At 69.5% G+C, this 18,381-nt stretch carries 25 protein-coding genes; 23 read left to right on the top strand and 2 right to left on the bottom strand.

Going from position 1 to position 18,381, the window contains the following annotated elements; genetic code table 11:
- Positions 1 to 6: 6 nt before the first annotated feature.
- The 19 genes from PE066_RS08270 (at position 7) to tatC (ending at position 12,662) form a co-directional block, all read left to right on the top strand.
- Complete coding sequence (locus PE066_RS08270; RefSeq protein WP_271236074.1) at positions 7 to 300, top strand: STAS domain-containing protein; 294 nt, start codon at positions 7 to 9, stop codon at positions 298 to 300.
- Between the two features lie 61 nt (positions 301 to 361).
- On the top strand, positions 362 to 1,282 hold the full coding sequence (locus PE066_RS08265; protein WP_271236073.1) for an ABC transporter ATP-binding protein: 921 nt from the start codon (positions 362 to 364) through the stop codon (positions 1,280 to 1,282).
- Between the two features lie 59 nt (positions 1,283 to 1,341).
- Positions 1,342 to 2,097, top strand: a complete 756-nt coding sequence (locus PE066_RS08260) for an ABC transporter permease (RefSeq protein WP_271236531.1) — start codon at positions 1,342 to 1,344, stop codon at positions 2,095 to 2,097.
- Between the two features lie 5 nt (positions 2,098 to 2,102).
- Positions 2,103 to 2,348, top strand: a complete 246-nt coding sequence (locus PE066_RS08255) for a BolA family protein (RefSeq protein ID WP_271236072.1) — start codon at positions 2,103 to 2,105, stop codon at positions 2,346 to 2,348.
- A gap of 27 nt (positions 2,349 to 2,375) precedes the next feature.
- A complete protein-coding gene (murA, locus tag PE066_RS08250; RefSeq protein WP_271236071.1) occupies positions 2,376 to 3,644 on the top strand; it encodes a UDP-N-acetylglucosamine 1-carboxyvinyltransferase in 1,269 nt (422 codons plus the stop codon).
- Positions 3,641 to 4,288, top strand: coding sequence for an ATP phosphoribosyltransferase (gene hisG, locus PE066_RS08245; protein ID WP_271236070.1), 648 nt, complete (start codon positions 3,641 to 3,643; stop codon positions 4,286 to 4,288). The genes murA and hisG overlap by 4 nt, the downstream gene beginning before the upstream one ends.
- On the top strand, positions 4,285 to 5,610 hold the full coding sequence (gene hisD / locus PE066_RS08240; RefSeq protein WP_271236069.1) for a histidinol dehydrogenase: 1,326 nt from the start codon (positions 4,285 to 4,287) through the stop codon (positions 5,608 to 5,610). Before hisG ends, hisD begins: the two co-directional genes overlap by 4 nt.
- Positions 5,607 to 6,686 (top strand): histidinol-phosphate transaminase, encoded by a 1,080-nt coding sequence (gene hisC / locus PE066_RS08235; RefSeq protein ID WP_271236068.1) that lies wholly within the window; start codon positions 5,607 to 5,609, stop codon positions 6,684 to 6,686. Before hisD ends, hisC begins: the two co-directional genes overlap by 4 nt.
- Positions 6,683 to 7,279 (top strand): imidazoleglycerol-phosphate dehydratase HisB, encoded by a 597-nt coding sequence (gene hisB, locus PE066_RS08230; protein WP_271236067.1) that lies wholly within the window; start codon positions 6,683 to 6,685, stop codon positions 7,277 to 7,279. Before hisC ends, hisB begins: the two co-directional genes overlap by 4 nt.
- A gap of 37 nt (positions 7,280 to 7,316) precedes the next feature.
- On the top strand, positions 7,317 to 7,961 hold the full coding sequence (gene hisH, locus PE066_RS08225; RefSeq protein ID WP_271236066.1) for an imidazole glycerol phosphate synthase subunit HisH: 645 nt from the start codon (positions 7,317 to 7,319) through the stop codon (positions 7,959 to 7,961).
- 55 nt (positions 7,962 to 8,016) lie between these two features.
- Positions 8,017 to 8,757, top strand: coding sequence for a 1-(5-phosphoribosyl)-5-[(5-phosphoribosylamino)methylideneamino]imidazole-4-carboxamide isomerase (gene hisA / locus PE066_RS08220; protein WP_271236065.1), 741 nt, complete (start codon positions 8,017 to 8,019; stop codon positions 8,755 to 8,757).
- A gap of 8 nt (positions 8,758 to 8,765) precedes the next feature.
- Positions 8,766 to 9,545 (top strand): imidazole glycerol phosphate synthase subunit HisF, encoded by a 780-nt coding sequence (hisF, locus tag PE066_RS08215; RefSeq protein WP_271236530.1) that lies wholly within the window; start codon positions 8,766 to 8,768, stop codon positions 9,543 to 9,545.
- 32 nt (positions 9,546 to 9,577) lie between these two features.
- Positions 9,578 to 9,967: a phosphoribosyl-AMP cyclohydrolase gene (gene hisI / locus PE066_RS08210; protein WP_271236064.1), complete on the top strand. Its 390-nt coding sequence runs from the start codon at positions 9,578 to 9,580 to the stop codon at positions 9,965 to 9,967.
- A 4-nt stretch (positions 9,968 to 9,971) separates the two neighbouring features.
- Positions 9,972 to 10,340 carry a phosphoribosyl-ATP diphosphatase gene (locus tag PE066_RS08205; RefSeq protein WP_271236063.1) on the top strand — a complete coding sequence of 123 codons (369 nt, stop codon included), beginning with the start codon at positions 9,972 to 9,974 and terminating at the stop codon, positions 10,338 to 10,340.
- Positions 10,337 to 10,693: a DUF4870 family protein gene (locus PE066_RS08200; RefSeq protein ID WP_271236062.1), complete on the top strand. Its 357-nt coding sequence runs from the start codon at positions 10,337 to 10,339 to the stop codon at positions 10,691 to 10,693. Before PE066_RS08205 ends, PE066_RS08200 begins: the two co-directional genes overlap by 4 nt.
- 4 nt (positions 10,694 to 10,697) lie before the next feature.
- The gene (locus PE066_RS08195; protein ID WP_271236061.1) at positions 10,698 to 11,060 is read left to right on the top strand and encodes a histidine triad nucleotide-binding protein; all 363 of its coding nucleotides are present in this window, start codon (positions 10,698 to 10,700) and stop codon (positions 11,058 to 11,060) included.
- 81 nt (positions 11,061 to 11,141) lie between these two features.
- Entirely contained in the window at positions 11,142 to 11,387 is a 246-nt protein-coding gene (gene tatA / locus PE066_RS08190) for a Sec-independent protein translocase subunit TatA (protein WP_271236060.1), read from the top strand.
- Positions 11,388 to 11,415: 28 nt separating this feature from the next.
- Positions 11,416 to 11,871: a Sec-independent protein translocase protein TatB gene (gene tatB / locus PE066_RS08185; protein ID WP_271236059.1), complete on the top strand. Its 456-nt coding sequence runs from the start codon at positions 11,416 to 11,418 to the stop codon at positions 11,869 to 11,871.
- Complete coding sequence (gene tatC / locus PE066_RS08180; protein ID WP_271236058.1) at positions 11,871 to 12,662, top strand: twin-arginine translocase subunit TatC; 792 nt, start codon at positions 11,871 to 11,873, stop codon at positions 12,660 to 12,662. The genes tatB and tatC overlap by 1 nt, the downstream gene beginning before the upstream one ends.
- A 28-nt stretch (positions 12,663 to 12,690) precedes the next feature.
- On the opposite strand, the gene PE066_RS08175 is transcribed toward tatC, so the two are convergent.
- Entirely contained in the window at positions 12,691 to 13,833 is a 1,143-nt protein-coding gene (locus PE066_RS08175) for a S1C family serine protease (RefSeq protein WP_271236057.1), read from the bottom strand.
- Between the two features lie 131 nt (positions 13,834 to 13,964).
- Between PE066_RS08175 and PE066_RS08170 the strand changes: the two genes are divergently transcribed.
- Positions 13,965 to 14,723, top strand: coding sequence for a Nif3-like dinuclear metal center hexameric protein (locus tag PE066_RS08170; protein ID WP_271236056.1), 759 nt, complete (start codon positions 13,965 to 13,967; stop codon positions 14,721 to 14,723).
- Positions 14,720 to 15,775 carry a 4-hydroxythreonine-4-phosphate dehydrogenase PdxA gene (pdxA, locus tag PE066_RS08165; protein ID WP_271236055.1) on the top strand — a complete coding sequence of 352 codons (1,056 nt, stop codon included), beginning with the start codon at positions 14,720 to 14,722 and terminating at the stop codon, positions 15,773 to 15,775. Before PE066_RS08170 ends, pdxA begins: the two co-directional genes overlap by 4 nt.
- Here pdxA and mscL read toward each other — a convergent pair whose 3' ends face one another.
- The gene (mscL, locus tag PE066_RS08160) at positions 15,776 to 16,207 is read right to left on the bottom strand and encodes a large conductance mechanosensitive channel protein MscL (RefSeq protein WP_271236054.1); all 432 of its coding nucleotides are present in this window, start codon (positions 16,205 to 16,207) and stop codon (positions 15,776 to 15,778) included.
- 143 nt (positions 16,208 to 16,350) lie between these two features.
- On the opposite strand from mscL, the gene petA reads away from it, so the two are divergent.
- Both petA and PE066_RS08150 read left to right on the top strand, forming a co-directional pair.
- The gene (gene petA / locus PE066_RS08155; protein ID WP_271236053.1) at positions 16,351 to 16,947 is read left to right on the top strand and encodes a ubiquinol-cytochrome c reductase iron-sulfur subunit; all 597 of its coding nucleotides are present in this window, start codon (positions 16,351 to 16,353) and stop codon (positions 16,945 to 16,947) included.
- A 13-nt stretch (positions 16,948 to 16,960) separates the two neighbouring features.
- Entirely contained in the window at positions 16,961 to 18,373 is a 1,413-nt protein-coding gene (locus PE066_RS08150) for a cytochrome b (RefSeq protein WP_271236052.1), read from the top strand.
- The last annotated feature ends 8 nt before the right edge of the window (positions 18,374 to 18,381 follow it).

Genomic DNA, 18,381 nt, shown 5'->3' with positions numbered 1-18,381 from the left:
CCGCCCATGCTGGTTCTGCCCGTCGAACTGACCCACGACCAGGCGCCGGCCTGCTCGCGCATGCTGGCGCAGGCCCTGCGCGCCGAACCGCAGCAGCAGGCGGTGGCCGACGCCGCGGCCCTGCAGCGGTTCGATTCGTCGGCGCTGGCGGTGCTGCTGGAATGCCGGCGCGAGGCGCTGGCCCTGGGCAAGGGCTTCAGCGTGGCCCACATGCCCCCGCGGCTGCGGGAACTGGCGGGCGTGTACGGGGTGTCGGAGCTGCTGGCCGCGCCGCCGGCCCCCGCTGCGGCATCGGCCTGACGGGTCATCCGGCGGCCCGGCGGCAGCCCCGGGCCCCGCCGCCTAAAATGGCGGGCTTCCCATGCCCGCCATCTCGTTCCAGTCCGTCAGCAAGATCTTTGCATCGCCGCGCGGCAGCTTCACCGCCCTCGACCGGGTGGCATTCGACATCGAGGAAGGCGAGTTCTTCGGCCTGCTGGGCCCCAACGGCGCCGGCAAAACCACCCTGATCAGCATCCTGGCCGGCCTGTCGCGGGCCAGTTCCGGCCACGTGGCGGTGCGCGGCTTCGACGTCCAGGCCGACTATGCGCAGGCGCGCCGCCAGCTCGGCATCGTGCCGCAGGAGCTGGTGTTCGATCCGTTCTTCACGGTGCGCGAGGCGCTGCGCATCCAGTCGGGCTATTTCGGCGTGCGCAACAACGACGCCTGGATCTCCGAGCTGCTGGACAGCCTGGGGCTGGCCGACAAGGCCAACGCCAACATGCGCCAGCTCTCGGGCGGCATGAAGCGGCGTGTCCTGGTGGCCCAGGCCCTGGTGCACAAGCCGCCGGTGATCGTGCTGGACGAGCCGACCGCCGGCGTCGACGTGGAGCTGCGCCAGACCCTGTGGCAATTCATCGCCCGCCTGAACCGGCAGGGCCACACCGTGCTGCTGACCACGCACTACCTGGAGGAAGCCGAGGCCCTGTGCGGGCGCATCGCCATGCTCAAGGCCGGGCGGGTGGTGGCGCTGGAGCGCACCAGCGACCTGCTGCGCTCGGCGTCCAGCAACGTGCTGCGCTTCAAGCTGGACAGCGCATTGCCGGCCGAGTTCGCGCAGAAGGCGCGTGTCACCGGCCGCATCGTGCAGTTGCCCGCGCACGACGCCAACCAGATCGAGGACTACCTCGCCACCATCCGGCGCGCTGGCCTGCGGGTCGAGGACGTGGAGATCCGCAAGGCCGACCTCGAGGACGTGTTCCTCGACGTGATGGCCGCCCGCGGCGAGCAGGTGCCGGCATGAAGACCATTCCCCCGCCCGAGGGCGCGCAGCGCACGGTCCAGCGCGGCAGCGTGCCGGCGCTGGGCGGCTGGCAGACCCTGCTGTACAAGGAGATCCTGCGCTTCTGGAAAGTGGGGTTCCAGACCGTGGCCGCGCCCATCATGACGGCCATGCTGTACCTGCTGATCTTCGGTCACGTGCTGCAGGACCAGGTCAAGGTCTACGACCGGATCGGCTACACCGCCTTCCTGGTGCCCGGCCTGGTGATGATGAGCGTGCTGCAGAACGCGTTCGCCAACAGCTCGTCGTCCCTGATCCAGAGCAAGATCATGGGCAACCTGGTGTTCGTGCTGCTGACGCCGCTGTCGCACTGGAGCTGGTTCGTCGCCTACGTCGGCTCCTCGGTGGCGCGCGGGCTGGCGGTCGGCGGCGGGGTGCTGCTGGTCACCGCCTGGTTCGTGCAACCCGGTTTCGTGGCGCCGCTGTGGATCCTGGTGTTCGCCCTGCTGGGAGCCGGGATGCTGGGTGCGCTGGGCCTGATCGCCGGGCTGTGGGCCGAGAAGTTCGACCAGATGGCGGCCTTCCAGAACTTCATCATCATGCCCATGACCTTCCTGTCGGGCGTGTTTTATTCCATCCACTCGCTGCCGCCGTTCTGGCAGGCGGTGAGCCGCCTCAACCCCTTTTTCTACATGATCGATGGCTTCCGCTACGGGTTCTTCGGCGTCAGCGACGTCTCGCCCTGGCTGAGCCTGGCCGTCGTGGGCAGTGCCATGCTGGCGGTCAGCGCCATCGCCGTGCACCTGCTTCGCATCGGCTACAAGATCCGCGGATGACTGCCATGACTGCCGACGACCTGCGCAACCTCATCGCCTCCGGGCTGCCCTGCGAACACCTCCAAGTCGAGGGCGACGGCCGCCACTGGTCGGCGCTGATCGTCTCGGCCGAGTTCGAGGGCAAGCGGCCGATCCAGCGCCACCAGCGGGTCTATGCCTCGCTCGGCGGCAAGATGGAGACGGACGAGGTGCATGCCCTGTCCATGACCACCCTGACGCCGGCCGAGTGGGCCGCGCGCCGCGGCGAGTGACATGGTGACCCCCCGGTCGGAGGCGTCATGGACAAGCTGCTGATCCGCGGCGGCCGCCCCTTGCGCGGCGAGGTCCGCATTTCCGGCGCCAAGAACGCGGCGCTGCCCGAGCTGTGCGCCGCGCTGCTGACGGCGGAGCCGGTGACGCTGCAGAACGTGCCGCGGCTGCAGGACGTGGCCACCATGCTCAAGCTGGTCCGCAACATGGGGGTTCAGGCCGAGCGCGACGACGCAGGCTGCGTGCGCATCGACGCCAGTGCCCTCAGTTCGCCCGAGGCGCCCTACGAGCTGGTCAAGACCATGCGCGCCTCGGTGCTGGCGCTGGGCCCGCTGCTGGCGCGGTTCGGCGAAGCCACGGTGTCGCTGCCGGGTGGCTGCGCCATCGGCTCGCGCCCGGTGGACCAGCACATCAAGGGCCTGCAGCAGATGGGCGCCGAGATCGTGGTGGAGCACGGCTACATCATTGCCCGGCTGCCCAAGGGGCGCGAGCGCCTGCACGGCGCCAGCATCACCACCGACATGGTCACGGTCACCGGCACCGAGAACTTCCTGATGGCGGCGTCGCTCGCCGAGGGCGAGACGGTGCTGGAGAACGCCGCCCAGGAGCCGGAGATCGCCGACCTGGCCGAGATGCTGATCGCGATGGGCGCGAAGATCGAGGGCCACGGCACCCGCCGCATCCGCATCGAGGGCGTGCCCCGCCTGTCCGGCTGCACCCACCGGGTGGTGGCCGACCGCATCGAGGCCGGCACCTTCCTGTGCGCCGTGGCCGCGACCGGCGGCGAGGCGCTGCTGCGCCATGGCCGCGCCGACCACCTGGAAGCGGTGATCGAGAAGCTGCGCCTGGCCGGCGCCGAGGTGGCTGCGGTGGACGAGGGCATCCGCATCCGCAGCCAGGGCCGCCTGAAGGCCCAGAGCTTCCGCACCACCGAATACCCGGGGTTTCCCACCGACATGCAGGCCCAGTTCATGGCGCTGAACGCCATCGCCGAGGGCGCCTCGCACGTGACCGAGACCATCTTCGAGAACCGCTTCATGCACGTCAACGAGCTGCTGCGGCTGGGTGCGAAGATCCAGGTCGACGGCAAGGTGGCGCTGGTCGAAGGCACACCGCGGCTGTCGGGCGCCACCGTGATGGCCACCGACCTGCGGGCCTCGGCCAGCCTGGTGATCGCCGGCCTGGTGGCCGACGGCGAGACGCTGGTCGACCGCATCTACCACCTGGACCGCGGCTACGACCAGATGGAAAGCAAGCTGCGCGGCCTGGGCGCCGACATCGAGAGAATCAAGGCATGATCACCCTCGCGCTGTCCAAGGGCCGCATCTTCGACGAGACCCTGCCGCTGCTGCAGGCCGCCGGCATCCAGGTGCTGGAGGACCCGGAGAAGTCGCGCAAGCTGATCCTGCCGACCAACCAGCCCGGGCTGCGGGTGGTGCTGGTGCGCGCCACCGACGTGCCGACCTACGTGCAATACGGCGGCGCCGACCTCGGGGTGACCGGGCTGGACACGCTGATCGAGCACGGCAGCCAGGGCCTGTACCAGCCGCTGGATCTGGGCATTGCCCGCTGCCGGGTCAGCGTGGCGGTGCGCTCCGACTTCGACTACGCCAACGCCGTGTGCCAGGGCTCGCGCCTGCGCGTGGCCACCAAGTACGTGGCCATCGCACGCGACTTCTTCGCCACCAAGGGCGTGCACGTGGACCTGATCAAGCTGTACGGCAGCATGGAACTGGCGCCGCTCACCGGGCTGGCCGATGCCATCGTGGACCTGGTCTCCACCGGCGGCACGCTCAAGGCCAATCAGCTCATTGAAGTGGAGCGGATCATGGACATCAGCTCGCGGCTGGTGGTGAACCAGGCTGCGCTCAAACTCAAGCAGGCCCCGATCCGGGACCTGATCGACGTTTTCCGGCGCGCCACGGCGCCGGCCATCGCATGACCGACCCGTCCGCCCGTCCGCTGCGCCTGTCCACCGCCGACGCCGGCTTCGAAGCCGCGTTCGCAGCGCGCCTGCACTGGTCCGAGGAGACCGATGCGCAGGTGGAGCAGGCCGTCACCGGCATCCTGGACGCGGTGCGCCGGCGCGGCGACGAGGCGGTGCTGGAGTACACCCGCCGCTTCGACGCCCTGCAGGCCGACAGCATGGCCGCGCTGCAACTGGCGCCGGCCGAGCTGAAGGCTGCCTTCGATTCACTGGCCGCGCCGCGCCGGGAGGCGCTGCAGGCGGCGGCCGCGCGCATCCGCAGCTACCACGAGGCGCAAAAACGCGCCGGCGGCGAGAGCTGGAGCTACCGCGAGCCCGACGGCACGCTGCTTGGCCAGAAGGTCACGCCGCTGGACCGGGTCGGCATCTACGTGCCGGGCGGCAAGGCGGCCTATCCGTCCTCGGTGCTGATGAACGCCATTCCCGCGCAGGTGGCCGGCGTGGGCGAGATCGTGATGGTGGTGCCGACCCCGCGCGGCGAGAAGAACCCGCTGGTGCTGGCGGCGGCCCACGTGGCCGGCGTCAGCCGGGTCTTCACCATCGGCGGCGCCCAGGCGGTGGCCGCACTGGCCTACGGCACGGCGACCGTGCCGCGAGTGGACAAGATCACCGGCCCCGGCAATGCCTACGTCGCCAGCGCCAAGCGCCGCGTCTTCGGGCAGGTGGGCATCGACATGATCGCCGGCCCCAGCGAGATCCTGGTGCTGGCCGACGGCAGCACGCCGGCCGACTGGGTGGCGATGGACCTGTTCTCGCAGGCCGAGCACGACGAGCTGGCGCAGAGCATCCTGCTGTGCCCGGACGCCGCCTACATCGATCGGGTCCAGGCCGAGATCGACCGGCTGCTGCCCGAAATGCCGCGGCGCGAGATCATTGCCAAGTCGCTCAACGGACGCGGCGCGCTGATCCTGACGCGCGACATGGCCGAGGCCTGCGCCATCAGCAACCGCATCGCGCCCGAGCACCTGGAGATCGCCAGCGCCGAGCCGCAGCGCTGGGAGCCGCTGCTGCGCCACGCCGGCGCCATCTTCCTGGGCGGCTACACCAGCGAGAGCCTGGGCGACTACTGCGCCGGCCCCAACCACGTGCTGCCCACCAGCAGCACGGCGCGCTTTTCCAGCCCGCTGGGCGTGTACGACTTCCAGAAACGCAGCAGCCTGATCGAGGTCAGCGAGGCCGGCGCGCAGCGGCTCGGGCGCATCGCCGCCGAGCTGGCGCGTGGCGAAGGCCTGCAGGCCCATGCCCGCGCTGCCGAGATGAGGCTCAAGAAACCATGACGACTGAATTGCCGCCGCGCCTGGCCCGGCTGATCCGCCAGGACGTGCAGGGCATGCACGCCTATGCCGTCCAGCCCTCGGCCGGGATGGTCAAGCTCGACGCCATGGAGAACCCGCACCGGCTGCCGCCGCAATTGCAGCGCGAGCTGGGCGAGCGGCTGGGTGCCCTGGCCCTGAATCGCTACCCGGCCGACCGCATCGACGTGCTGCGGCAGGCGCTGGCCCGCCATGCGCAGATCCCCGAGGGCTTCGGGCTGATGCTGGGCAACGGATCGGACGAGCTGATCTCGCTGCTGGCGATGGCCTGCGACATGCCCGGCGCGTCCATCCTGGCGCCGGCGCCGGGCTTCGTGATGTACGCGATGAGCGCACAGCTGCAGGGCCTGAAGTTCATCCCGGTGGACCTGACGGCCGACTTCGAGCTGGACGAGCGCGCCATGCTGGCGGCGATCGAGCAGCAGCGGCCGTCCATCGTCTACCTGGCCTACCCGAACAACCCGACCGCCAACCTGTGGGATGACGGCGTGATCGAGCGCATCGTCCAGGCCGCGCCGGGGCTGGTGGTGATCGACGAGGCCTACCAGCCGTTTGCCAGCCGCAGCTACATCGACCGCGTGGCGCGCCACCCGCACGTGCTGCTGATGCGCACCCTCAGCAAGTTCGGCCTGGCCGGCGTGCGCATCGGCTACCTGGTGGGGCCGCACGCGCTGGTGGCCGAGATCGACAAGGTGCGCCCGCCCTACAACATCAGCGTACTCAACTGCGAGGCGGCGCTGTTCGCCCTGGAGCACGCCGACGTATTCGAGCAGCAGGCCGCCGACATCCGCCGCGAACGCGCCCGCCTGCTGGAGAGTCTGGCCGCGCTGCCGCAGGTCAGGGCCTGGCGCAGCGACGCCAACATGATCCTGGTGCGCGTGCCCGACGCCGCCCGCACGTTCGAGGGCCTGAAGGCCCGCGGCGTGCTCGTCAAGAACGTTTCTAGAATGCACCCATTGCTGGCCGATTGCCTGCGCCTGACCGTCGGCACCGCCGAGGAGAACACGCAGCTGCTCGCGGCCCTGCAAGCCAGCCTATGACTACCGACCGTACCGCCGAGATCACCCGCCACACCGCCGAGACGCGCATCAGCGTGCGCATCAACCTCGACGGCACCGGCCAGGCCCGCCTGGCCACCGGCATCGGGTTCTTCGACCACATGCTGGACCAGATCGCCCGCCACGGGCTGATCGACCTGGACATCCAGGCCGAGGGCGACCTGCACATCGACGGCCACCACACGGTGGAGGACGTCGGCATCACCCTGGGCCAGGCCGTGGCTCGGGCGATCGGCGACAAGAAGGGCATCCGCCGCTACGGCCATGCCTACGTGCCGCTGGACGAGGCGCTGTCGCGCGTGGTGATCGACTTCTCCGGCCGCCCGGGCCTGGTGATGGAGGTGCCGTTCCGCAGCGCCATGATCGGCACCTTCGACAGCCAGCTCGCCCACGAGTTCTTCCAGGGCTTCGCCAACCACGCCTTCGTGACCCTGCACATCGACAACCTGCGCGGCCAGAACGCGCACCACCAGTGCGAGACCGTGTTCAAGGCCTTCGCCCGCGCGTTGCGCGCGGCGGTGGAATTCGACCCTCGCGCGGCCGGCACCATCCCTTCCACCAAAGGCGCCCTGTGATGTCCGCCCGGGCGCGCGCCCGGGCCTTGCGAGCCAGATGAAAACGGTAGCGGTCGTCGATTACGGCATGGGCAACCTGCGGTCCGTCTCGCAGGCCGTCACCCGCGTGGCCCAGGGTTCGGGTTTCCGGGCGCTGGTCACCTCGCGCCCGGAGGAGGTGCGAGCCGCCGAGCGCGTGGTGCTGCCCGGCCAGGGCGCCATGCCCGACTGCATGCGCGAGCTGCGCGAATCGGGGCTGCTGCCGGCGGTGCTGGAGGCGGCCGCGAGCAAGCCGCTGTTCGGCACCTGCGTGGGCATGCAGATGCTGCTCGATCGCAGCGAGGAGGGACCCAGCGAGGGCCTGGGCCTGATCGCCGGCGAGGTGCGCCGCTTCCGGCTGGAAGGCATGCTGCAGCCCGATGGCAGCCGCTTCAAGGTGCCGCAAATGGGCTGGAACCAGGTCCGCCAGACCCGGCCCCATCCTTTGTGGGAGGGCATCGCCGACGGCGCCTGGTTCTATTTCGTCCACAGCTATTACGCCTGCCCGTCGGATGTGCGCCACAGCGCGGGCGAGGCCGACTACGGCGGCCGCTTTACCGTTGCACTGGCCCGCGATAATATTTTTGCGACCCAGTTCCACCCCGAGAAAAGCGCCGACGCCGGCCTGGCCCTCTACCGCAATTTCCTGCACTGGAATCCCTGACGCCGCAGCCGCGGCGCGCAGCCTCCCCCTCATCCCCACGCCGACACTTTCCCCGATGCTTCTCATCCCCGCGATCGACCTGAAGGACGGGCATTGCGTGCGCCTCAAGCAAGGCGACATGGACCAGGCCACCACCTTCAGCGAGGACCCGGCCGCCATGGCCAGCCACTGGCTGGCCAAGGGCGCGCGCCGCCTGCACCTGGTCGACCTGAACGGCGCCTTTGCCGGCAAGCCGCAGAACTTCGCCGCCATCCGCGCCATCCTCAAGGCGGTTGGCGACGACATCCCGGTGCAGCTGGGCGGCGGCATCCGCGACCTGGACACGATCGAGAAATACATCGACGGTGGCCTGCGCTACGTGATCATCGGCACCGCCGCCGTCAAGAACCCCGGTTTCCTGAAGGACGCCTGCAGCGCCTTCGGCGGCCACATCATCGTGGGGCTGGACGCCAAGGACGGCAAGGTCGCCACCGACGGCTGGAGCAAGCTCACCGGGCACGAGGTGGTCGACCTGGCGCGCAAGTTCCAGGACTGGGGCGTCGAATCCATCATCTACACCGACATCGGCCGCGACGGCATGCTCACCGGCATCAACGTCGAGGCCACGGTCAAGCTGGCGCAGTCGCTGACCATTCCCGTCATTGCCTCCGGCGGGCTGGCCGGCCTGGCCGACATCGAGCAGCTGTGCGCGGTCGAGGGCGAAGGCGTCGAGGGCGTGATCTGCGGCCGCGCCATCTACTCGGGCGACCTCGATTTCGTCCAGGCCCAGGCCCGCGCCGACGAACTCGCGGGATGACCCAGCCCATGCTCGCCAAGCGCATCATCCCCTGCCTGGACGTGACCGGCGGCCGTGTCGTCAAGGGCGTCAACTTCGTCGAGCTGCGCGACGCCGGCGACCCGGTGGAGATCGCCGCCCGCTACAACGAGCAGGGCGCCGACGAACTCACCTTCCTGGACATCACCGCCACCAGCGACGGGCGCGACCTGATCCTGCCGATCATCGAGGCCGTGGCCTCGCAGGTGTTCATACCGCTCACCGTGGGCGGCGGCGTGCGCACGGTGGAAGACGTGCGCCGGCTGCTCAATGCCGGCGCCGACAAGACCAGCTTCAACTCGGCGGCCATCGCCGACCCCGACGTGATCAGCGCCGCCGCCGGCAAGTACGGGGCGCAGTGCATCGTGGTCGCCATCGACGCCAAGCGCCGCAGCGGCGAGGACGAGGCCGCGCGCGGCCCCGGGTGGGATGTCTACAGCCACGGCGGCCGGCGCAACACCGGGCTGGACGCGGTGCAGTGGGCGGTGGAGATGGCGCGCCGCGGCGCCGGCGAGATCCTGCTGACCAGCATGGACCGCGACGGCACCAAGTCCGGCTTCGACCTGGCGCTGACGCGGGCCGTCAGCGACGCCGTGCCGGTGCCGGTGATCGCCTCGGGCGGCGTCGGCAACCTCGACCACCTGGCCGACGGCATCCAGAAGGGCGGCGCTGACGCCGTGCTGGCGGCCAGCATCTTCCATTACGGCGAATACACCGTCGCGCAGGCCAAGGCCCACATGGCCAGCCGCGGCATCGCGGTGCGCAGCTGAAAGCCGGCCGGCGGATGGCCGACAATGCGGCCATGGATTGGCTCGATCAGGTCAAGTGGGACGCCGCCGGGCTGGTGCCGGTGATCGCGCAGGAACAGGCCACGGGCGACGTGCTGATGGTCGCCTGGATGAACCGCGAGGCCCTGCAGAAAACCGCCGAACTCGGCCGGGCCGTGTATTTCAGCCGCTCGCGCGGCCGCCTGTGGTTCAAGGGCGAGGAATCGGGCCACGTCCAGCAGGTGCACGAGATCCGCATGGACTGCGACAATGACGTGCTGCTGCTGAAGGTCACCCAGCAGGGGCACGATCCGTCCATCGCCTGCCACACCGGGCGCCACAGCTGCTTCTTCCAGCGGCAGGAGGCGGGCCGCTGGGTCAGCGTCGAGCCGGTCCTGAAGAACCCCTCCGAGATCTACACCTGAGACCATGAGCGCCAACGACTCCTTGGCCCGACTGGCGGCCGTGATCGAAAGCCGCAAGCCCGCGAGCGGGGGCGATCCCGAGAGCAGCTACGTCGCCCGGCTGCTGCACAAGGGGCCCGATGCCTTCCTCAAGAAGATCGGCGAGGAGGCGACCGAGGTGGTGATGGCCGCCAAGGACTGCGACCGCGGCGGCGAGCCGGCGCGGCTGGTGGGCGAGGTGGCCGACCTGTGGTTCCACAGCATGATCGCGCTGGCGCACTACGGCCTGTCCCCGGCCGACGTGATCGCCGAGCTGGAGCGGCGCGAGGGAACCAGCGGCATCGAGGAGAAAGCGCTGCGCAAGGCGCGCGAGCGCGAAGGAGCGCAACGATGAGCGAGACCGACTTCGGCGCCTTCGAGCGCAAGGAGCCGGGCGACCGAACGGTGATGCACGTGCTGTATGGCCTGCACACCTTCGCGCCTTTCACCTACTGGACGCTCGCGGTGATCGCGATGGTGGTCAACTACATCCGCCGGGCCGACGAGCTCGATGCGGTCTATGCCGCCCACCACAACTACATGATCGCCACCTTCTGGTGGAGCGTGCTGTGGCTGGTGTTGACGGCGCCGCTGTACCTGCTGCTGTTCCTGCCCGGCTTCATCGCCCACTGCCTGGTGGGGCTGTGGTACCTGTATCGCTGCATCCGCGGCTGGCTGCGCTTCACCGACGGCCGTCCTCCCCAATGAGACCATGAGCGCTTCCGATACCAGCTGCATCTTCTGCAACATCGTGGCGGGTCGGATCCCGTCGCGCAAGGTCTACGAGGACGAGGACATCCTGGCCTTCCACGACATCCATCCGTGGGCGCCGGTGCACTTCCTGATGGTCCCCAAGCAGCACCTGGCCTCGCTGGCGCACGTGGGCGACGAGCACGCGGCGTTGCTCGGCCGCATGCTCGCGCTGGCACCCCGGCTGGCCCTGCAGGAGGGCTGTAGGCCCTACCCGCAGGGCGGCCACCGGGTGGTGATCAACACCGGCGACGAAGGCGGCCAGGAGGTGCACCACCTGCACATCCACGTGATCGGCGGCCCGCGGCCCTGGCTCAAGGGCTGATTGGGGTTTTCGCCTTCCACGCCGCGGGCCGCTTCGAGGGCCCCCGACTAAAATCAGGTCAATTACATACAGGAGTGATCCATGGGTTCCATTTCCATCTGGCACTGGCTGATCGTGCTGCTGATCGTGGTGCTGGTGTTCGGCACCAAGAAGCTGAAGAACATGGGGTCCGACCTCGGCGGTGCCGTCAAGGGCTTCAAGGACGGCATGCGCGACGGCTCGGCCGCCCCGGACGAGCCGGTGCCTCCGGCCAACCAGGTCGCCAACAAGCCGTCCGGCGGCGCCGACAAGACCACCATCGACGTCGAGGCGCGCAACAAGTCGTGAGCCTGGCACACCGCGGAGGCGCAGCGGGGTGATCGACCTCGGCCTGTCCAAGATGGCGCTGATCGGCGTGGTCGCGCTGATCGTCATCGGCCCCGAGAAGCTGCCGCGCGTGGCCCGCACGGTCGGCACGCTGCTGGGCAAGGCCCAGCGCTACGTCAACGACGTCAAGGCGGAGGTCAACCGCTCCATGGAGCTGGACGAGCTGCGCAAGATGAAGGACAGCGTGGAGACCGCCGCCCGCGACGTCGAGAACTCGGTGCGCTCCGGCGCCGCTGATTTCGAGAAGGAGTGGTCGCAGGCGGTCGGCGAACCCTCGGCGCTCGAGGAGCCGCCCTCGTTTCCGGAGTACCGCCATCCCCGCAAGAAGTGGCGCCTCAAGCAGGGTGCCACCCCGCACTGGTACAAGGCCCGCAACGGCATCCGGACCCGGGCGCTCTCGGGCGCGGCCCGCGTCGCGCGCTACCGCCCCAAGAAGTTCGACTGATGTCCCAGCCTGACAAGGAAGACGAGCTCGCCGGTTCCGAGCAGCCGTTCGTCGCCCACCTCGTGGAGCTGCGCGACCGGCTCCTGTACTGCGTCTACGGCATTGTCGTGGCGGTGGTCGCCCTGGCGATCTGGCCCGGCCCGAACGGCTTGATCGACTTCATCGCCCAGCCGATCCGTGCCCACATGCCGCCGGAGGCCAAGTTGATCGCGGTGGGCGTGTTCTCGCCCTTCTTCGTGCCGCTCAAGGTGCTGATGATGGTCGCCGTGCTGGCGGTGCTGCCGTGGCTGATGTACCAGGCCTGGGCCTTCGTGGCGCCGGGCCTGTACAGCCACGAACGGCGTTTCGCGCTGCCGCTGATCATCTTCGGCAGCCTGCTGGCCTATGCCGGCATCGCGTTCGTGCAGTTCTTCGTGCTCGACCGGATGTTCAGCTTCATCCAGGGCTTCACGCCCTCCAGCGTCAACGCCACGCCGGACATCGCGTCCTATGTCGAGGCCATCCTGTCGCTGTACCTGGCCTTCGGGCTGGCCTTCCAGGTGCCGATCGTGGTGATGCTGCTGGCCCGCTTCGACATGGTGTCGATCGAGAAGCTGAAGGAATTCCGCGGCTACTTCATCGTGGTCGCGTTCGTCATCGCTGCCATCGTGACGCCGCCGGACGTGATCTCGCAGCTGGCGCTGGCCATCCCGATGGTCATCCTGTACGAGGTGGGCATCATCGGGGCGCGCTGGTTCGTCAAGGTCAGCCGCGCGCCCGAGGACGAATCGGAGGCCGAGAAGGCCTCATGAGGGCCGCCGCCGGCGGCTGCGGGGCGGGTCAGCGCACCGGCGCGCGCGGCCGGGGCCGCTGACCCGGCGTCACGTTCAGCTCCAGCGAGGCGTCGCGCCGCTGCACCTTGAACGGCGCCGCCGCGCCGGGCTTGAGGGCCGCCACCGTGGTGAGCAGCTCCGAGACGTTGGCGATCGGCTTGCCGGCCACGTCGATGATCACGTCGCCGGGCCGCAGCCCGGCCTGCGCCGCCGGGCCGTTCTGCAGCACGCCCGTGACCAGCACGCCATGCCGGGCCTTGACGCCGAAGGTCTCCATCAGGTCGGGCGACAGGTCGGCCGGCTCGACCCCGATCCAGCCGCGGCGCACCACGCCGTCCTTGACGATGCCCTCCAGCACCTGCTTGGCGGTGGACGTCGGGATCGCAAAGCCGATGCCCATGCTGCCACCCGAGCGCGAATAGATGGCCGTGTTGATGCCCATCAACTGGCCCCCCACATCGACCAGCGCGCCACCGGAATTGCCGGGGTTGATGGCGGCGTCGGTCTGGATGAAGTTCTCGAAGGTGTTGATGCCCAGCTGGTTGCGCCCGAGCGCGCTGACGATGCCGCTGGTGACGGTCTGCCCGACGCCGAACGGATTGCCGATGGCCAGCACCTGGTCGCCCACCTGCAGCGCATCGGAATTGCCGAGCGTGATCACCGGGAGGCGGTCGAGCTCGATCTTGAGCACCGCCAGGTCGGTTTCGGGGTCGGTTCCGATCACCTTGGCCTGGGTGCTGCGCGAGTCGTTGAGGGTGACCTCGATCTCGTCGGCGCCCTCGACCACGTGGTTGTTGGTGAGGATGTAGCCCTCGGGGCTGATGATCACGCCGCTGCCCAGGCCGACCTGGGCCTGCTCGCCCTGGTCGCCGAAGAAGAAGCGGAACCACGGGTCGTTCAGCTGCTGGCGCGGCGGTGCCTTGCTGGTGTTGATGCTGACGACCGCCGCGGAAGCACGCTGGGCGGCCTGGCGGAAGCTGCCCACCGGCGGCGGCGCATTGGCCGGTGTGGGCGCCTCCACCAGCGCCACCCCGGTGCCGGTGGTGACGGCGGCGCTGCGCAGCCAGTCCGGCTTCAGCGTGGCGACCACGAACCAGGCGGCCAGCAGGACGGTGACGGCTTGCGAGAAGAGGAGCCAGTAGCGGCGCATGGAGACGGGGGGCAGCAGCGAAGCTGCCAGTGTATGACGGCGGCTTCGTGGCGCGCGCGTGCGAGGCTGGCGGGCTGCGCATGAGCAGCACCGTCTGCGGCTGTTCCACAATCGGTTCTTTGCCTGCAGCCATGACCACGCGACAACAACTGGCGGACGCCTTCGACGCACTGCTCGAGCCGGCGCGATTCAGGGACTACGGCCCGAACGGGCTGCAGGTGGAAGGACGCGCGCAGGTCCGGCGCATCGTCTCCGGCGTCACCGCCAGCCGGGCGCTGATCGAAGCCGCCATTGCCGCCCGCGCCGACGCGCTGTTCGTCCACCACGGCCTGTTCTGGCGCGGCCAGGACGGCCGTGTCACCGGCTGGATGAAGCAGCGGCTGGCCCTGCTGCTTCAGCACGACCTCAACCTGTTCGCCTACCACCTGCCGCTCGATGCGCACCCCGAGCTGGGCAACAACGCCCAGCTCGGCCGCGTGCTGGGCCTGCAGGCGGATGCGCGCTTCGGCGATCAGGAACTGGGATTTCTGGGCGGGCGGTCCTCGGGAGCCCCGTTCGCCGGGCCGCGCGCCCTGGCCGACCACGTGCAGCAGGCACTGGGCCGGGCGGTGACGCTGGTCGAAGGCGAGGGCGGCCCCCTCGCGCGCATCGCCTGGTGCACCGGCGGCGCCCAGGGCTGGTTCGAGGCGGCGATCGCCGCCGGCGCCCAGGCCTTCATCACCGGCGAGATTTCCGAGCCGCAGGCGCACTACGCGCGCGAGTGCGGCGTGAGCTTCCTGGCCTGCGGGCACCACGCCAGCGAGCGCTATGGCGCGCCGGCGGTGGCGTCGCACGTGGCGGCGCAGCTCGGGCTGGAGCACCACTTCATCGACATCGACAACCCGGCATGAGCATGGCGCCTGGTACAAGAGGCCTTCCGCTGGCGATCACCCAGGGCGACCCGTCCGGCATCGGCGGCGAGATCATTGCCCGCCTGTTCCGCGACGCGCCGGACGAGATGGCCGGCTGTTTCGTCGCCGGCGAACTGCTGCACCTGCGCCGTGCCAGTGCCGCCAGCGCGCGAGCCGGCGAGCTGCCCTTGCCGGTGGCGGTGATCGACTCGCCGGCGCAGGCCTTCGACATGCCGCCGCACTGCATCCCGCTGCTGCCGACCAGCCGCGCCGAGGCGCTGGTGCCCTGGGGCCGGGTCGACGCGGCCGGCGGACGCATCGCCGCCGAGGCCGTCACCTGGGCCGCCGACGCCGCCCTGCGCGGCGAGATCGCCGGCCTGGTCACGGCGCCGCTGCACAAGGAGGCGCTGGCCGCCGCCGGCGTGCCTTTCCCGGGGCACACCGAGCTGCTGCAGGCGCGGGCGGCGGCGCATGCCGGCTGCGCGGTCGGGGACTTGCCGGTGCGCATGATGCTGGCCAGCGAGGAGTTGCGCACGGTGCTGGTGAGCATCCACGTGTCCCTTCGCGACGCCATCGGTGCGGTCACGCACGAGAACGTGCTGGCGTCGCTGCGCATCACGCACGCCTCGCTCTCGCGGCTGCTCGGGCGCGCACCGCGCATCGCCGTGGCCGGGCTCAATCCGCACGCCGGCGAGGGCGGCCTGTTCGGCCGCGAGGAGCTGGAGGCGATCGCGCCGGCCGTCGCGGCGGCGAAGGCCGAGGGCATGGACGCCTCCGGCCCCTGGCCGCCCGACACCGTCTTCATGCGGGCCCGGGCCACGCCGCAGCGGCCCGGCGAATTCGACGTGGTGCTGGCCATGTACCACGACCAGGGGCTGATCCCGGTCAAGTACCTGGGCGTGGACAAGGGCGTGAACGTCACGCTGGGCCTGCCGCTGGTGCGCACCAGCCCCGACCATGGCACGGCCTTCGACATCGCCGGCAGCGGCCGGGCCGACCCGGCCAGCCTGCGGGCGGCGGTGCGGATGGCGCGGCGCCTGGCGGCGGGCTGATTACCGGCGCAGGCTGTCGCGGATCTCGCGCAGCAGGACGATGTCCTCCGCCGGCGCGCTGGGCGCGGCCGCGGCCGGCTCCGCCTCGGCGCGCTTGAGGCGGTTGATCTGCTTGACCATGAGGAAGATGATGAACGCCAGGATGGCGAAGTTCACCACCACGGTGACGAAGCTGCCCCAGGCGAACACCGGCACGCCGGCCTTGGTCAGGTCCGCCAGCGTGTGCGGTACCCCTTCGGGGATGCGCCCCAGCACCAGGAACTTGTTGGAGAAGTCGAGGTCGCCCCCGACCAGGCTGACCACCGGCATGATGATGTCCTTGACCAGCGAGTCGACGATCTTGTTGAACGCCGCCCCGATGATCACGCCGACCGCCAGGTCGATCACGCTGCCCTTGACGGCGAATTCGCGGAACTCCTTGAGCATTCCCATTTGCCCCTCCTCCAGAGGTTGACCCGGCGCGAGTATCACCGGATCCGCCGCTGAGCGCAGGCCGCCGCCGCTGCGGGGTCGCGTCGATACGCTCCGCTACAATCGCGGGTTGACCTTTCAAGCGATCTCCCTTCGAGGACCCCATGAGTGACACCCCACTGGACACCAGCAAGCGGACGTGGCTGATCGCGTCCGGTTGCGCCGGCGCCGCAGGCGCTGCGTTCACCGCCGTTCCTTTCGTGGCCAGCTTCCAGCCGTCGGAGCGCGCCAAGGCGGCTGGGGCCCCGGTGGAAGTGGACATTGCCGCCCTGAAGCCGGGCGAGAAGGTGACGGTGGAGTGGCGTGGCAAGCCGGTGTGGATCCTCAAGCGCACGCCCGAGATGCTGGCGACGCTGGAAAAGACCCAGCCGGAAGTGGCCGATCCGAACTCGGAGCGCACCGCCTATCCGACGCCCGAGTACGCGAAGAACCAGTACCGCTCGATCAAGCCCGACGTGTTCGTCGCCGTCGGCATCTGCTCGCACCTGGGCTGCTCGCCCACCGACAGGCTGCAGGCCGGCCCGCAGCCCTCGCTGCCCGATGACTGGCAGGGCGGCTTCCTGTGCCCCTGCCACGGCTCGACCTTCGACCTGGCCGGCCGCGTCTTCAAGAACAAGCCCGCGCCCGACAACCTGGAGGTGCCGCCCTACATGTACCTGTCCGACAGCCGCCTGCTGATCGGCGAAGACAAGAAGGCCTGAGCGGGAAAGCACCATGGCTGAATTCAAGGACATCTCCCCGAACGCCAGCATGGGCGCCAAGCTCACGAACTGGTTCGAGAACCGCTTTCCGACCGCCTTCTCGGAGTACGAGAAGCACATGTCGGGCTACTACGCGCCGAAGAACTTCAACGCGTGGTACTTCTTCGGCTCGCTGTCGCTGCTGGTGCTGGTGATCCAGATCGTCACCGGCATCTTCCTGGTGATGCACTACAAGCCCGACGCCAACCTGGCGTTCGCCTCGGTCGAGTACATCATGCGCGACGTGCCGTGGGGCTGGCTGATCCGCTACATGCACTCCACCGGCGCATCGGCGTTCTTCGTCGTCGTCTACCTGCACATGTTCCGCGGGCTGATGTACGGCAGCTACCGCAAGCCGCGCGAGCTGGTCTGGCTGTTCGGCTGCGCCATCTTCCTGGTGCTGATGGCCGAGGCCTTCATGGGGTACCTGCTGCCGTGGGGTCAGATGTCCTACTGGGGCGCCCAGGTGATCGTCAACCTGTTCTCCGCCATCCCCTTCATCGGCCCTGACCTGGCGCTGCTGATCCGCGGCGACTACGTGGTGAGCGACGCCACCCTCAACCGCTTCTTCAGCTTCCACGTGATCGCCGTGCCGCTGGTGCTGCTGGGGCTGGTGGTGGCGCACCTGCTGGCGCTGCACGACGTCGGCTCCAACAACCCGGACGGCATCGAGATCAAGGGCCCCAATGCCCCGAAGGACGAGAACGGCAAGCCGCTGGACGGCATCCCGTTCCACCCCTACTACACGGTGCACGACATCGTGGGCGTGTCGGTGTTCCTGATGCTGTTCTCGGCCGTCATCTTCTTCGCGCCCGAGTTCGGCGGCTACTTCCTGGAGTACAACAACTTCATCCCGGCCGACCCGCTGCAGACGCCCGCGCACATCGCGCCGGTGTGGTACTTCACGCCCTTCTACTCGATGCTGCGCGCCATCACCAGCGAGATGATGTACGCGCTGGTGCTCTGCGTGGTGGCTGCCACTGCCTTCGCGTTCCTGAAGTCGCGCATGGGCATGGCCGGCAAGATCGCCACCGGCGTCGCCGCGGCCGTCGCCATCGCCCTGATGCTGGCGATCGACGCCAAGTTCTGGGGCGTGGTGGTGATGGGCGGCTCGGTGATGATCCTGTTCTTCCTGCCCTGGCTGGACAAGAGCCCGGTCAAGTCGATCCGCTACCGTCCGGACTGGCACAAGGCGGTGTACGCCGCCTTCGTGGTGATCTTCCTGGTGCTCGGCTACCTGGGCGTGCAGCCGGTGACGCCGGTCTTCACGCGGGTGGCGCAGGTCGGCACGCTGCTGTACTTCGGCTTCTTCCTGCTGATGCCGTGGTGGAGCCGGCTGGGCGAGTTCAAGCCGGTGCCCGACCGCATCACCTTCGCCGCGCACTGACACCGGGG

The sequence above is a fragment of the Ramlibacter tataouinensis genome (assembly GCF_027941915.1).
Classification (GTDB): Bacteria; Pseudomonadota; Gammaproteobacteria; order Burkholderiales; family Burkholderiaceae_C; genus Ramlibacter; species Ramlibacter tataouinensis_C.
This window is presented reverse-complemented; position numbering and strand designations above follow the sequence as displayed.